This window comes from Methylobacterium sp. 10, from assembly GCF_000519085.1.
Classification (GTDB): domain Bacteria; phylum Pseudomonadota; class Alphaproteobacteria; order Rhizobiales; family Beijerinckiaceae; genus Methylobacterium.
In genome coordinates, this window is the sequence record NZ_KI912577.1 from 498,783 (window position 1) to 513,690 (window position 14,908).

The window sequence follows — 14,908 nt, forward strand, 5'->3', positions numbered from 1 at the left end:
CCAAGTAAGCCGCCTTGGCCGCATTGTCGTGACGTCACGGGCCGCATGTCTCGAAAGAGGGGTGCGGCCCGCGCCGTTCCGTGCTTCCCCAGCACTCCCGCGGAGACGACTTGCTGACCCGCCGCCCGGTGAGCGCGCGACATCAGGAGACTGGCGACCATGGCCGAGGAGAGCGACCGGCTGATCACGGCGGGGACGCCGATCTTTCGTCGGACCACGCTCGCTTTGTTCGCAGCGGGCTTCTCTACTTTCGCCGTGCTCTACGGCGTCCAGCCGCTGATGCCGGTCTTCGCCGATGAGTTCCACGTCTCGCCGGCCGAAAGCAGCCTGTCGCTATCGCTCCCCTGCGCGATGCTGGCCCTGGCGCTCCTCGTGGTCAGCCCGCTCTCCGAGGTGTGGGGGCGCAAGCCGATTATGGTCGCCTCGCTCTTCGCCTCGGCGATCCTCACCCTCATTGCCGTGATCGTGCCGAGCTGGCATGGCTTCCTGGCGTTGCGCGCGCTCACGGGGTTGGCCGCGAGCGGCCTGCCGGCGGTCGCCATGGCCTATCTCAGCGAAGAGATGGATTCCCGCGCCATCGGCTTGTCCATGGGGCTCCTCATCGGGGGCAACGCCATGGGCGGCATGGTGGGGCGCCTGATCGCCGGCATCATCACCGACCATGCCTCGTGGCGCGTTGGTCTCGGGACCATCGGGGTTCTGGCACTTTTCGCCGCCATCCTGTTCTGGCGCGGCCTGCCGCCATCGAGGCGCTTCCTCGCCAATCGGATGCGCTGGCGTCAGGTGCCGGGCACGTTCGGCCAGCATTTCCGCGATCCCGGCCTGCCCTGGCTGTTCGCGGAAGCGTTCCTGCTCATGGGCGGCTTCGTCAGCGTCTACAATTATGTCGGCTTCCGCCTGCTCGATCCGCCCTACAACCTCAGCCAGTCGGCCATCGGGGCGATCTTCGTGGTCTATCTCGCCGGTACGTTCAGCTCGGCGGTGACCGGCGAGATCGCGAGCCGGCTCGGGCGGCGCAGGGTGCTGTGGCTCGCGATCCTGCTCGGCCTCGTCGGCATCCTCATGACCCTGTCCGAGCGCCTTCCCCTCATCATCGCGGGCATCGTCGTCGTGACGGTAAGCTTCTTCGGCGCCCATTCGGTGGCGAGTTCCTGGATCGGGCGGCGGGCCCTGCGCGACCGGGCGCAGGCCTCCTCGGTCTATCTGTGCCTGTACTACCTCGGCTCGTCGGTGCTCGGCACGGCGGGGGGCTGGTTCTTCGAACATGCGGGATGGTCGGGGGTCGTCGCCTTCTTCGGCGGCCTCTACGCCCTTGCCCTCGCCATCGCGCTCCGTCTTTCGCGCCTGCCCCCCCTGGTTGCGGGCACATCGCCCGGCCTCGACCGTTGACCGGCCCGCCGCGACGGCCCATCTAGGCGCTCGTCGTCGCTCACCGGAGCGACAGGCGAGCGATCGCCGCCAACTGAGCAACAGGCGAGCCATCGCCGCCAACTGAGGAAGTCCGGCACGCTTGGTCCAAGCGGCTCCGGCTTACGGAACCGAACGTGTTCGAGCTCGCCGTCGCCGTCGCCCTGATCGCCCTCAACGGCGCCTTCGCGCTGTCCGAACTCGCCGTCGTCTCGTCGCGCAAGACGCGGTTGCGCATGATGGTGGAGGCACGCCGGCCCGGCGCCCAGGCCGCCCTGACCCTGGCGGAGGATCCGGGACGCTTCCTCTCCGCCGTTCAGATCGGCATCACCCTCGTCGGCATCCTGTCGGGGGCCGTCTCCGGTGCCGCTTTGGGCGAGCGCCTCACCGAGATCCTGTCCGAGGCGGGCCTGTCGAAACCCGTGGCCGATCCCCTCGGCTACGGGATCGTCATCGCCATCATCACCTACCTCTCGGTGATCATCGGCGAACTCGTGCCCAAGCACGTGGCCCTGCGCGACCCGGAGGGCATCGCCTGTTTCGTCGCCCGGCCGATGCGGCTGATCTCGCGGATCGCGCTTCCGGCGGTCTGGCTCCTCGACGCCTCCACCCGCGCGGTGTTCCGGCTGTTCGGCCAGGAAGCCTCCAGCGCCAGCGCCGTGACCGAGGAGGAGATCCGCACCATCGTCGCGGAGGCCGAGACGGCGGGGGTGATCGAGACCGACGAGCGCAAGATGATCGCCGGCGTGCTGCGCCTCGGCGACCGCGCCGTGCGGGGCGTCATGACCCCGCGCACCGACGTCCATTGGATCGATCTCGACAAGGAGCCGGAGGAGATCCGCGCGATGCTGGTCTCCAGCCCGCATTCGCGTATCCCGGTCGGCGAGGGCAATCCGGACAACATGCTCGGCGTCGTGCAGGTGCGCGAACTGGTCAAGGCGCTCATCGAGAACGAGCGGTTCGACCTGCGCGCCTATATCCGCAGCGCCCCGGTGCTCCCCGACACCCTCGACGCTCTCGACGCGCTCACCGCCCTCCAGGCGGCGGAGGTTCCGATGGCCCTGGTCCATGACGAATACGGCCATTTCGACGGTCTCGTGACCCCGGCCGACATCCTCGATGCCATCGCGGGCGCCTTCCATTCTGAGGATCCCGAGCCCGAAGCGGTACAGCGCCAGGACGGGTCCTGGCTCATCGCCGGCTGGATGCCGGTGGACGAGATGGCCGACCAGCTCGGCATCAAGATCGAATCGAGCCGGGACTACGAGACCGCCGCCGGCCTCGTCATCGCCAAGCTGCAGCGCCTGCCGGAGACCGGCGAGACCTGCGACATCGCCGGCTGGCGCTTCGAGGTGGTGGATCTCGACGGACGCCGGATCGACAAGATCCTGGTGTCGCGGATCGCCTGACCTCCCCGCAGACCCAGCGTTCCTTCGAAGAAGCGGGCGCGCTCAGGCGTAGCGCTTGGCCCCCGCCACGCAGAGGACGACGAGGCCGGTCACCGCCAGCATGCTCGGGGCGACGGGCTCGTGGAGCAGCAGGCCCGCGAGAGCCAGGCCGAAGAACGGCTGAAGCAATTGGAGCTGCCCGACGCCGGCGATCCCGCCCAGAGCCAGCCCGCGATACCAGAACACGAATCCCACCAGCATGCTGAAGACCGAGACGTAGGCGAGGCCGATCCAGGCCGGCAGGCCGATGCCGGTCCAGGCCGGGGGCAGGCTCGCCAGGGCGATGACGGCCATCACCGGCAGGGCCAGGACCAGGGCCCAGGAGATCACCTGCCACCCGCCGAGGCGACGCGACAGCGTGGCGCCCTCCGCGTAGCCGAGGCCGCAGAGCAGGATCGCGGACACCATCAGCAGATCGCCGGTGAGCGAGCCGCCCCCGCTCCGGAGCAGCGCGAAACCCGCCACCGTGAGACCGCCGATGCCGGAGAACAGCCAGAAGACCGGGCTCGGCCGCTCCCCGCCGCGGATCACCCCGAAGATGGCGGTGGCGAGCGGCAGGAGGCCGATGAAGACGATGGAATGGGCGGATGTGATGTGCTGGAGGGCCAGCGCCGTCAGGAGGGGAAAGCCGACCACGACGCCGATGGCCACGATGACCAGCGAGGTGAGATCGGACCTCTCGGGTCGCTTCTGGCGCAAGGAGAGGAGCATCGCCGCGCCGAGCAGGGCCGCGATCACCGCGCGCGCCGAGGTGAGGAAGATCGGCGTGAAGTCGGCCACCGCCACCCGCGTCGCCGGCAGCGAGGCGCTGAAGATGATGACGCCCAGGAGACCGCTGCCCCACCCTGCCGTAGTCCGTTGCATTGCGTCGTCCAAGCCCGATCGCGCCGCGCAACCGGAGAAGCCCCGGTGCGGATGCCTTGACAACCATTCTGCACTCATGCCGTCAAATGCTCGTCCTTTCGATATCCATGCAGAACAGGCATGATGAACCCGGCTCATCTCGATCTCTTCCGCGCGGTCCTGCGCCATGGTGGGATGACGCGGGCCGCCGCCGCCTTGGGGATCGGACAACCTCATATCAGCCGTGCCATGGCGCAGCTCGAGGCCGATCTCGGCTTCACGCTGTTCGTGCGCGGCCATGGCAGCGCCCTGCCGACGCAGGAGGGAGAGGCCTTCGCCCGCGAAGTCGAGCGGACCTATGCGGGGCTCGACCACCTGTCCCGGGCGGCCCGCCAGATCCGCGATCTCGGCACGGGACCGTTGCGCGTCGCCTGCCAGCCCTCGTTGGCCTCGCGGCTGCTGCCGCGGGCGATCCGGCGCTTGAACGAGGAGTCGCCGGGCATCCGCGTCGCTGTCCATGTGCCGGCACCGGAGACGATCTGGTCCTGGGCCGCCTCCGGGCAATGCGATCTCGGCCTGGTGCGGCCCCGCTCCGGCTATGCGGGCGTGATCTGCGAGCCCTTTCTCGCCATCGATGCAGTCTGCGCCCTGCCCCGGGGGCACGCCCTCGCGGCCAGACGGGCGATCGAGGTGGGCGATCTCGCCGACGAGCCCCTGATCGCGGGTGGAACCGGCGTGTTCCAGCAGGCGATCGAAGCGGCCTTCACAGAGGCCGGCATCGTCCCGCGGTTCGGCCTCATGGCGCAGTATACGTCCGCGCGCTGCGGCCTCGTGGCCGAAGGGCTGGGGATCGCCATCGTCGATCCGCTTCCCGCCCGCGACCTCACCGGCCTTCCCATCGTGCTGCGACCGTTCCGGCCGCGCCTGCCCATCGAGACGATGCTGATCCGCCCGGCGGGACGACCGCCGAGCCAGGCGGCGCAACGGCTCGTCGGACACCTGCTCGGGGAACGGAACGCCCTCCTGCCGAAGACGGCGGGCGGCGGCGACTGAAGCCGGGCCGCGCCGGAGCGGGCCGAGGCCACCGGGCTGAAAACAGTGAGCGCGATGGAGCACTTCGCCTCCTCGCAGGCAAAACCCCATAAGCTACGCCATAGGGTGGGCTCCACTCAGTGACACTGCACCGAACGGCAATATCGCTCGTGTCAGACCCAAGTCATGAGACATCCCGGTCTTGATATTCGGCATGATCTTGCCGTTTAGCGCAGCGCTGCATTCTCGCTTGCTTAATCGACATGGACATCGAGAAATCTCGCACGCACAGATGCGCGCTTAAGCTTATCTTTAGACGATATTTTGTAAGCTTTCTTCGCACAATGCTGCATGTGAATGCATATCATTCCGAGGTTTGAGATGAAGATCGTTAGGCAAGCCAGCGTGATGCTGAAGATCGCCATACCGCTGGCGCTGATGGGCCTCATGGCGGTCGGACTGGTGGTCTATTCGCGCACGGTCCTGAACAGCGTCGCAGAACGAACCAAGTATTATGCCGACGTTTTGACCGTCCGACAGGAAATCTATCTGCGGGCTCAGTTCAAACTCGCGGAAGCGGCACTGCTGAGCCGCAACATTCTTCTTGAAAAGCAGCCGGAAAAGATCGTCGATTACAAGGATCGGTATGAAAAATCAGCCCAGACGACGCTCGAGCTCGTCGACAGGCTGATCCTCCTGGCCGATTCCCCGGAACGTCGCAAGATCGGCCAGGACGTCCGGCAGATGGCCGAGGCGTATTTTGACATTCTACGTCGTTCGACGGCGTTCGCCCTGGAGAACGAGATCGCCAAGGCGCTGCAGATCGTGCAGCGGGAAGGGCAGCCGGCTCGGGCGAAACTGAACGGCTTGATCGAGGAGCGCACCCAGCGAATCACGGAAGAGATGCAGGCCGGCAAGCACGCCCTCGAAGCGGAGGTCGCCGACACCATCCAGCGCCTGATCGCCATCGCGGCCATCGGCCTCACCGTCGCCGCGATCCTGGCCGGCCTCATCGTCACCTTCGGTATCACCCGCCCGCTGGGCCATCTCGTTTCGGTTCTGCAGCGGATGGCGCAGGGCGACATCGACGCCGAGATCGAGGAGGCCAAGCGCGGCGACGAGATCGGCGCCGTGGGTAAGGCCGTGGAGCAGATCAAGGCCATGGTCGCCCGGAAGGCCGCCGAGGAAGCCGAGATCCGGCGCATCGCCGAGGACGCCGCGCAGGCGGAACGGAAGCGCACGATGATCGCGATGGCCGACAGCTTCGAGGGTGCAGTCGGCGGTATCATCGAGATGGTCTCGGCCTCGGCGACGGAACTCCAGGCCACGGCCCAGACCATGACCTCCACCGCCACGCAGACGGCGAGCCAGTCCATGACCGTGGCCGCCGCCGCCGAGGAAGCCGCCACCAACGTCAACACCGTGGCGGCGGCGGCGGAGGAGCTCGGCGTCTCCGTCCAGGAGATCGGCCGTCAGGTCAGCGGATCGGCCGACCTCGCGCAGGGCGCCGTGACCGAGGCCGACCGGACCGCGGCCCTGGTACAGACCCTGGCCCAGGCGGCCTCCCGCGTCGGCGACGTCGTCGGCCTGATCTCGAACATCGCCGGGCAGACCAACCTTCTCGCCCTCAACGCCACCATCGAGGCGGCCCGCGCAGGCGAGGCCGGCCGGGGCTTCGCCGTGGTGGCCACGGAGGTCAAGGAACTGGCCAGCCAGACGGCGCGGGCCACCGAGGAGATCTCCAGCCAGATCGCCCAGATCCAGGGCGCGACCGGCGAGGCGGTCTCGGCCATCGCCTCCATCACGGCCCGCATCCGCGAGATCGATTCGGTGGCGACCACCATCGCCGCGGCGGTAGAGCAGCAGGGGGCCGCGACCCAGGAGATCGTCCGCAACGTCGCCCAGGCCGCGACGGGAACGAGCGAGGTGACGAGCAACATCTCCGGCGTCGCGGGGGCCGCCGAGGAGACGGGGGCCGCCGCATCCCAGGTCCTCGGCGCGGCAGGCGAACTCTCGCGCCAGTCCGAACACCTGAACGGCGAGGTCCGCCGCTTCCTCGACACCGTGAGAGCGGCCTGAACGAAAGGGAACCCGGCCCGGACGGCGAGCGCCGCCTTTCGGGCCGGGGCTGTCAGCCTCGACCGCCGAGCCGGGACACAACCGTGCCCCGGCCGATGAGGGGAAGCAGGCCCGACAGGTCCGGCCCGTGCTCCAGCCCCGTCACCGCGAGGCGGAGGGGCATGAACAGGGCCTTGCCTTTGGCGCCGGTCCGCTCCTTCACCGCGTTGGTCCAGGCCTTCCAGGTCTGGCCGTCCCAGGGCTCGGGCGGCAGCACGTCCAAGGCAGCGGCGATGAAGCCGTCATCCGCGATGACCGGCGTCACCTCCCCGGCCACGATCCGCCACCATTCGGCGGCGTCCCCGACCTTGGCGAGGTTGGGCTGGATCACCGCCCAGAACGCCTGCGCACGCTCTTCCGGGATACCCAGGGCGAGGAGGCGTTCGCGCGCCTCGTCATAGGGCATGGCATGGATCAGCCGGGCGTTGAGCCCGTCGAGTTCCTGCGGATCGAACTTCGCCGGCGCCCGCGAGATGTGGGAGAGATCGACCAGGGCGGCGAGCTCGTCGAGGCCCGGGACCGCGCGCACCGCTTCGGCCGAGCCGGTGAGCACGGCAAGCGAGCGCACCGCGCCGGGTTCATAGCCCGCCTCGCGCAGGCCCCTCAGCGACAGGTGGCCGAGACGCTTCGACAGGCCTTCGCCATCGGCGGTGGTGAGCAGGTTGTGGTGGCCGAAGACCGGGATCGGCTGGCCCAGGGCCTCGAAGATCTGCACCTGCACGCCGGTATTGGTGACGTGGTCCTCGCCGCGGATGACATGGGTGATCCCCATCTCGGCATCGTCCACCACCGAGGGCAGCGTGTAGAGGTAGCTGCCATCGGCGCGGATCAGCACCGGGTCCGAGAGGGAGGCGCAATCCACATGCGCTTGCCCCCGCACGAGATCGTCCCAGGCAACAGTGCGGGCATCGAGCTTGAAGCGCCAATGCGGCGTGCGCCCCTCTTCCTCCAAAGCCGCGCGCTCGTCATCGGTGAGGCCGAGCGCCGCCCTGTCGTAGATCGGCGGCTGGCCGCGGCCCAACTGGCGCCGGCGGCGGCGCTCCAGCTCGTCCTGGGTCTCGTAGCAGGGGTAGAGCCGGCCCGCCGCCTTCAAACGCTCTGCCGCCGCGTCGTGGATGGCGGAGCGGTCCGACTGGCGGACGAAGAGATCGGGCACGATCCCGAGCCAGGCGAGATCCTCCTCGATGGCACTCGCGAAGTCCTCCGTCGAGCGCTCGCGGTCGGTGTCGTCGAGGCGCAGCAGGAACCGCCCGCCGCGCGCCCGCGCGAACAGGGCGTTCAACAGCGCCGGGCGGGCGTTGCCGATATGCAGGTAGCCCGTGGGCGAGGGCGCGAAGCGGACGAGGGGGGCGGATGTCATGCCCGCCTCCTAGCCGATTTTCTCCCTGCTGGGGACTGCCGGCTCCGATGGGCGTGTTGCTAGCTCCAGGCGTGGAACGGTGGATTGACCCCGTTGAGCGCATGGTTGCCGATGATCGCGTATTTCCAACGCACCGGGTCGTGGAGGGTGTGGGTGCGGGCGTTTCGCCAGTGACGGTCGAGGTTGCTCTCGGCGAGGGTCGAGCGGGTGCCGGCAAGCTCGAACAGCTTGCTGCTCGCGAGCACCGCGATCTCGGTGGTGAGCACCTTTGATTCTGCCACGGCGAGCTGGGCCGCCGCGACCGTCTCCGCGCTCGGGTTGACCACCGCCTCGTCCAGCGCGAGGCCGGCCCGGTCGAGGATGGCCTCGGCCGCATGGAGCCGGATCGTCAGTTCGCCGATGGCCTGGATCGTATAGGGGTCGTCGGAGGCGCGGTCCTGGCCGCTATCGACCCAGGGGCGGGTCTTGGTGCGCACGAAGGCGATGGTGTCGTCGATGGCCTCGCGGGCGATGCCGGCATCCACCGCCGCCTGGATGATCTGGAACACCGCGCCGTCCGACCGCGGCTGCTCGTAGCCCTTCCAGGCCGGGACGAGATGGGTCTTGGGCACCCGGACGTCGTCGATGAGGACGGTGCCGCTCGCCGTGGTCCGCTGCCCGAAGGCCGACCAGTCGTCGATGACGGTGAGGCCGGGAGCGCCCCTGTCGGCGATGGCGTACCAGGCGCGGCCCTCGCCATCGAGGGCGACGATGGGGACGAGATGGGCGAGAAGCGCGCCGGTGGAATAGAACTTCTTGCCGCGCACGATGACGTGGTCGCCGTCATCGACGAAATGGGTCTTGAAGTCGGTGGCGCGCGGGGTGCCGATTTCGGAGAAGGCGTTTCCGAAGCGGGTGCCCTTCAGGACCTCGCCGAACAGCAGCGCCTGCTGCTCCGGGCCGGACACCGTGCGGATCGCCGCGACGATGCCGAGATGGTTCTGCGAGATCTGGCCGATCGAGGGATCGGCGGCCGAGATGATGGCGACGACCCGGGCCAGCGTCTTGTAGGACACCTCCGGCCCGCCGAAGGCCTTGGGCACGTTGATCGACCACAGCCCGCTCTGGGAAAAGGCGTCGAGCTCGGCATAGGGCCGCCGGTTGGCGGCGTCGCGTTCGGACGCGCCCTCGCGGAACTCCCTGGCGAGGGCATGGGCGACGCGGATCGCCTCGGCATCGTCGCGGATGACATGGGCGGGGGATGCCGGACGGGGGACCGGCGGCGCGCCCCGGGCGGTTTCGAGCGACTGGGCGCTGACGGCGATGTTCATGAGTGGCTCCAGCATTCAGGTTTCGATCAAGCTCGGGTCGGCCCCACGCGATCCCCTCTCCCCTCTGCGGGAGAGGGTGGACCTCGCGTCAGCGAGGGTCGGGAGAAGGGAGTGCGCTATTCGGCGAGGTCGCCCCCTCTCCCGCCTGCTCCGCAGGCACCCTCCCCCGCAAAGGGGGGAGGGAGAGGGCCGCTCAAGCGGCCTCGGCCCGGTGCTCGCGTGCGGCCTCGAGCGCCCTCACTTTCGGGATGATGTGGGCGCCGAAATAGGCGACATCCTCCTGGAAATGCAGGAAGGCGAGGAGCGCGAGATCGACGCCGGCATCCTTCAGGGCGACGATGCGCTCGGCGATCTGGTCGGGGGTGCCGATCAGGTTGGTCTTGAAGCCGTCATTATACTGGACGAGGTCCTCGAAGCTCGATTTCGCCCAGTTGCCCTCCCCTTCCGGGGAAGCCTTGCCGGCGTTCTTCACCTCGTGGCCGAAGGCCTTCACCGCATCTGGATCGGCGTTGTCGATGATTTCCTGGAGGACGGCGTGGGCCTCCTCCTCAGTGTCGCGGGCGATGACGAAGGCGTTGACGCCGACCTTGACCGAGTGCCCGTTGGCCGAGGCCTTGGCCTGGATGTCGTCCACCTGCGCCCGGATGCCCTCCGGGGTGTTGCCGTTCGTGAAGTACCAATCGGAGACGCGGGCGGCCATGTCGCGGGCGGCGCGCGACGAGCCGCCCTGGAAGATCTCGGGCTGCGGATCGGCCGGCTTCGGCTTCAGGGTGTAGTTGGTGTAGCGGTAGAAATCGCCGCGGAAGGTGAAGTCGTCCTGCGTCCAGATCCCGCGCAGGGAGCGGATGAACTCCTCCGACCGGCGATAGCGCTCGTCATGGTCGAGCCAGGGCTCGCCGATGGCGCGGAACTCACCGGAGAACCAGCCCGACACCACGTTGATGGCGATGCGCCCGTTGGTGAGTTGGCTGATCGTCGCGATCTGCTTGGCCGCGATGGTCGGGTTCCACGGGCCGGGCAGGAGCGCGGCGATGACCTTGAGCTTCGTGGTCACCGCCAGCAGGGCGTGGCTGAACGCCACCGATTCGTGCTGGAATTCGGCACCGTAGCCGGCGGTGAAGCGAATCTGCGTCAGGGCGTAGTCGAACCCGGCCTCCTCCGCGATCTGCGCGAGCTTGCGGTTATAGTCGGCATCCCAGCTGGTGCGCTGCTCGATCTTGCTGATGACGAGGCCGCCGGACACGTTGGGCACCCAATAGGCAAAACGGATCGGGGCTTGGCCGAGATGGTTCGGGAGAATCATGCATCTATCCGCGAATTCGAGACATCGTGCGGCCCAATCGACAGTGTGACCGCAAGTGAATACATTATGATATCAAGCACACATTGAAGATTTGCTTGCGTTGTGACTTTGGCGCGATGAATGTCTTACGAAGATGGGGCATAGTCAAAGGAAGAGAAATACTTTTTCTTGGACCATGCCGGGACAATCTTCCGGCAAACAGGCCCCGCACGACACGATCGTGTTCCGACAGGATCGGCATCGGCAACGGCGAGGCCGCTCGCGACGGCCGGTCCGTGAGGTTTTCTCGGGCGACGGCTTTTCCGGTCGCGGGAGCCTCCCGCACGGCGGCAGACGGCCCTAGCTATCGATGCGCGAGCGATGGTAATCCCCGCAGTCAGAGTGCCTCACACACTCCCGGTCACGGTCGGTTCTCGCTCGGAGCACGACGGCGCAGCGGGAGTTTTGCGAGAGACATTCAGTGGTGACGGACACAGACTCGGCCCCGCCCCGGACAGGGCATGGCGGGGCATGTCGGATGACAGGTGGGAACCCAGGCGATGACCGGCTTCGACGCTTCGACCTCTCCTTTCGCCGGACCGTCCTTGCCGCGTCCGTCATCGCAATTGGTCACCGTCTTCGGCGGATCCGGCTTCCTCGGACGCCACGTGGTGCGGGCGCTCGCCAAGCGCGGCTATCGCGTGCGCGTCGCCGTCCGCCGCCCGGACCTCGCCCTCTTCCTTCAGCCGCTGGGCAAGGTCGGGCAGATCGTCGCCGTGCAGGCGAACCTGCGCTATCCCGACTCTATCGTCCGGGCGGTGGAGGGCGCCGACGTGGTGGTGAACCTCGTGGGCATCCTGCAGGAGAGCGGCAAGCAGAGCTTCCTGCGCCTCCAGGCGGAAGGGGCGGGCGAGATCGCGCGGGCAGCCGCCAGCGTCGGCGCGCCTGTCGTCCATGTCTCGGCCATCGGAGCGGACGAAAGGTCCGGCTCCGAATACGCCCGTTCCAAGGCCTTGGGCGAGGCACGCGTTCTGGCGGCCCAGCCTCGGTCGGTGATCCTGCGCCCCTCCCTGGTCTTCGGCCCGGGCGACAGCTTCTTCAATCGCTTCGCGTCGCTCGCCCGCGTGCTCCCGGTCCTGCCGTTGGCCGGAGCCGGGACGCGCTTCCAGCCGGTCTTCGTGGGAGACGTGGCCGAGGCGGTCGCCAGTGCGGTGGACGGACAGGCCGAGGCAGGCCGGGTCTTCGAACTCGGCGGCCCCGAAATCGAGACCCTCGACGCCCTCGTCCGCTACATGCTCAAGACCACCATGCGCAAACGCCTCGTGGTCGACCTGCCCAAGCCCCTCGCCATGCTGCAGGCCCGCGTGATCGAGACCGTGGACACGCTGAGCCTCGGCCTGCTTCCGGACAGCCTCAAGCTCACGCGCGACCAGGTCACCCTGCTCCAGACCGACAACGTGGTCTCGGACGCGGCCAAGGCAGAAGGCCGCACCCTCGACGGCCTCGGCATCCTGCCCACCGCCATGGCGGCCGTCGTGCCGGGCTATCTCTGGACCTTCCGCAAGGCCGGCCAGTTCGCGAAGGAGACGATCACCACCTCCGAGGAGGAGGCCGCGGAACCGTCATCCCCGCCGGTCACCCGGCCGAGCGGTCCTCCGATCGGCCCCGACGCGACGGCGCCGAGCAGGATGGGCGTGCGGTGGGGAACGCGGGGCTGAGGCGAGCCGCGCTCAACCGATCCGCTTGCGCACATCCGGTCCGGCCAGGGCCGCTTTCCGGCTGAGCCCCTTATGGACATGGACCATCAGGGCGATGCCGAAGAGCGGCGTCAGCAGGTTGAGGACGGGCACGACCATCAGGCCCGCCAGCATGGCGCCGGCGGTCATGGTGGTCAGGCTGAAATGCCGACGCATGGCGCCGGCCTCCGCCATCGGCCGGAAGCGCCCGGCGGCGAGTTCGAAATACTCGCGCCCGAGCAGGTAGGTGTTGGCGAGGAAGAACGCCACGAGGTTCACGCCCGGCACGAAGAACAGGATCAGCGCCACGAGGTTGACCAGCAGGGCGAGGCCCGCGAAGCGCAGCGCGTAGAGCATCGCCGAGCCGATCGGCAGAGCCGTTCCCGGCGCGTCTCCGGGAAAGTCGGTGCGCTCCACGATGGCCGCTGCGTCGTCGAGGAAATAGCCCGCCACCAGGATCGAGACCGCCGGCATGACGTAGGCGAGGCCGATGAACAGACCCGTCCCGGCGAAGAACACCGCCAGGGTATCGAGGAACGGATAGCTCGCCGACAGGTGATGGTTCGCGAGGAACCAGTCGATCGCCTTGGTGAGGCCGGCCCAGATCAGGACGAGCAGCCCGAGCGTCAGGGCCAGCGACTTCCACAGGATCGCGCGCAAGGGCGGCGAGAGCACCTGCTTGAACGCAGCGTAGGCTGCCTGAATGAGCATGCCGCCCGAACTCCTTGTTCCGCACGAGAGAGGACGGATGCCCGCACGGGCCCGGCCGTCAGCGCCGGGTTCTGGCGTCGCTCGAGCTGCGGCGCAACCCCCCGGCCGGTCGTACCCGACCGGCACCGTCTCTCCGGCGATGCGACATGACCGAAGGGCGACGCACGAGTCCGTGTCATGTCCTCCCACCGTAACGGCTGGTAGAGAATCACCGCGCATTCTCCCCCGCTTCGCCGATCACGGACCTCCCCTCGGAAACATTCCTCTGCATGATCCCGACACCCCGTCCCGCCCACGCGCATGTCCGTCCGAGCATCGCTCCGCGCTTGGCACCCCTGCCCGACCACGCGGATGTGATCGTCGTCGGCGCGGGTGCCGCCGGGATCGCCGCAGCGCGGACGCTCACGGAGCGCGGCGTCTCCGTGGCCGTGCTGGAGGCCCGCGACAGAGTCGGAGGGCGGCTGATCACTACGATGCTGCGCGGCCATCCGGTGGATCTCGGCGGACACTGGCTCCATGCAGGCCCGATCAACCCTCTGGTGCGCCTGGGCGAGAGGCGGGGCGAACCCCTCCGGATCGCGGCGCAGGACGGGCACCTGCTGGTGTCGGGCCGGAAAGGACGCCCGGCCGAGGCCGCCGCCCATGCCCGCGCCTTCTCAGTGGCCGATCGGGCCCTGACAACCCAGGCCGGGTTCGGCGGTCCCGACCGCCCGGCCTCGAGCGCGCTCCCGCCCGGCCTCGGCCCATGGGCCGAGCGCATCGCCCTCGTCCACGGCCTCGTCTCCGGCCGGCCCCTGACGGAGGTCTCCCTCCATGATTTTCCCAGCATGGAATACGGTGACAACCGCTTCATCGCCGGCGGCTTCGGCGGCTATCTCGCCCGGCTGGCGCAGGGGCTGCCCATCGCGCTGAACACGCCGGTGGTGCGCATCGACTGGTCGGGGACGGGTGTCACCGTCGAGACGGCGGGCGGATCGGTTCGGCGGGCCAAGGCGGTGATCGTCACGATTCCGATGATGGTGCTGCGCGCCTCGCCCCTGTTCACCCCGTCCCTGCCGCCCGAGACGCGCGCGGCCATCGACGGGTTCTCCGGCGGGATCTACGAACACGCCGTGCTGCACTGGCCGTCCGCGCCCTTCGTCGGTCGCGACCGTCTCGCCGCCCTGGTCGGCGGACGCCACAAGCCCCCCGGACTGCTCACCCGCGTGGACGGGACGCCGTTCCACCTCTTCGAACTCGACACGCCGATGACGCGGGCTCTCGATGCACGGGACAGGAACCCGGATTCCACCCGCCGCCTGGTCCGCTCCGTCCTGGCGGAGCATGTCGGCCACCGCGCCCTGCACGATCTTTCCATTCCCGCCATCAGCGAGTGGCGCCACGACCCGTGGTCGCTCGGTTCGTGGGCCGTGGTCCCGCCCGGACACGCTCCGGCACGCGGACACCTTCAAGCACCGCTGGCCGACAAGATCTGGTTCGCCGGAGAGGCGTTGTCTCGCCTGCAATGGGGCACGGCCGGCGGTGCCTACGAGGAAGGTCTGAGAGCGGCGGCTGAGGTTGCATCCTCCATCACGACATATCTCAAGTTGCGCGAGCGGTAGTTTTAGCTTGCCCAATGTCACGTCTTATCCGTAGTCTTATACTGGAAGACTGGATTAAGC

At 68.4% G+C, this 14,908-nt stretch carries 11 protein-coding genes; 6 read left to right on the plus strand and 5 right to left on the minus strand.

Annotated elements, in window-relative coordinates:
• The first annotated feature begins 159 nt into the window (after positions 1 to 159).
• Complete coding sequence (locus K368_RS0102290; RefSeq protein ID WP_027170971.1) at positions 160 to 1,389, plus strand: MFS transporter; 1,230 nt, start codon at positions 160 to 162, stop codon at positions 1,387 to 1,389.
• A 155-nt stretch (positions 1,390 to 1,544) separates the two neighbouring features.
• Positions 1,545 to 2,816, plus strand: a complete 1,272-nt coding sequence (locus K368_RS0102295; protein ID WP_027170972.1) for a hemolysin family protein — start codon at positions 1,545 to 1,547, stop codon at positions 2,814 to 2,816.
• Positions 2,817 to 2,858: 42 nt separating this feature from the next.
• Here K368_RS0102295 and K368_RS0102300 read toward each other — a convergent pair whose 3' ends face one another.
• Complete coding sequence (locus K368_RS0102300) at positions 2,859 to 3,719, minus strand: DMT family transporter (RefSeq protein WP_027170973.1); 861 nt, start codon at positions 3,717 to 3,719, stop codon at positions 2,859 to 2,861.
• Positions 3,720 to 3,839: 120 nt separating this feature from the next.
• Between K368_RS0102300 and K368_RS0102305 the strand changes: the two genes are divergently transcribed.
• Both K368_RS0102305 and K368_RS0102310 read left to right on the plus strand, forming a co-directional pair.
• Positions 3,840 to 4,751: a LysR family transcriptional regulator gene (locus tag K368_RS0102305; protein WP_027170974.1), complete on the plus strand. Its 912-nt coding sequence runs from the start codon at positions 3,840 to 3,842 to the stop codon at positions 4,749 to 4,751.
• A 360-nt stretch (positions 4,752 to 5,111) separates the two neighbouring features.
• The gene (locus tag K368_RS0102310) at positions 5,112 to 6,809 is read left to right on the plus strand and encodes a methyl-accepting chemotaxis protein (RefSeq protein ID WP_027170975.1); all 1,698 of its coding nucleotides are present in this window, start codon (positions 5,112 to 5,114) and stop codon (positions 6,807 to 6,809) included.
• 52 nt (positions 6,810 to 6,861) lie between these two features.
• Here the strand turns inward: K368_RS0102310 and gltX are convergent, their stop codons facing one another.
• From gltX to sfnG, 3 genes are all read right to left on the minus strand, one after another.
• Positions 6,862 to 8,208 (minus strand): glutamate--tRNA ligase, encoded by a 1,347-nt coding sequence (gene gltX / locus K368_RS0102315; protein WP_027170976.1) that lies wholly within the window; start codon positions 8,206 to 8,208, stop codon positions 6,862 to 6,864.
• Between the two features lie 59 nt (positions 8,209 to 8,267).
• Positions 8,268 to 9,518, minus strand: a complete 1,251-nt coding sequence (locus K368_RS0102320; protein ID WP_027170977.1) for an SfnB family sulfur acquisition oxidoreductase — start codon at positions 9,516 to 9,518, stop codon at positions 8,268 to 8,270.
• Positions 9,519 to 9,711: 193 nt separating this feature from the next.
• Entirely contained in the window at positions 9,712 to 10,821 is a 1,110-nt protein-coding gene (gene sfnG, locus K368_RS0102325) for a dimethylsulfone monooxygenase SfnG (RefSeq protein ID WP_027170978.1), read from the minus strand.
• 539 nt (positions 10,822 to 11,360) lie between these two features.
• On the opposite strand from sfnG, the gene K368_RS0102330 reads away from it, so the two are divergent.
• Positions 11,361 to 12,518 carry a complex I NDUFA9 subunit family protein gene (locus K368_RS0102330; RefSeq protein WP_027170979.1) on the plus strand — a complete coding sequence of 386 codons (1,158 nt, stop codon included), beginning with the start codon at positions 11,361 to 11,363 and terminating at the stop codon, positions 12,516 to 12,518.
• Positions 12,519 to 12,530: 12 nt separating this feature from the next.
• Here the strand turns inward: K368_RS0102330 and K368_RS0102335 are convergent, their stop codons facing one another.
• Positions 12,531 to 13,247 carry a sulfate transporter family protein gene (locus K368_RS0102335; protein WP_027170980.1) on the minus strand — a complete coding sequence of 239 codons (717 nt, stop codon included), beginning with the start codon at positions 13,245 to 13,247 and terminating at the stop codon, positions 12,531 to 12,533.
• 269 nt (positions 13,248 to 13,516) lie between these two features.
• Between K368_RS0102335 and K368_RS0102340 the strand changes: the two genes are divergently transcribed.
• Entirely contained in the window at positions 13,517 to 14,848 is a 1,332-nt protein-coding gene (locus K368_RS0102340; protein WP_027170981.1) for an NAD(P)/FAD-dependent oxidoreductase, read from the plus strand.
• The last annotated feature ends 60 nt before the right edge of the window (positions 14,849 to 14,908 follow it).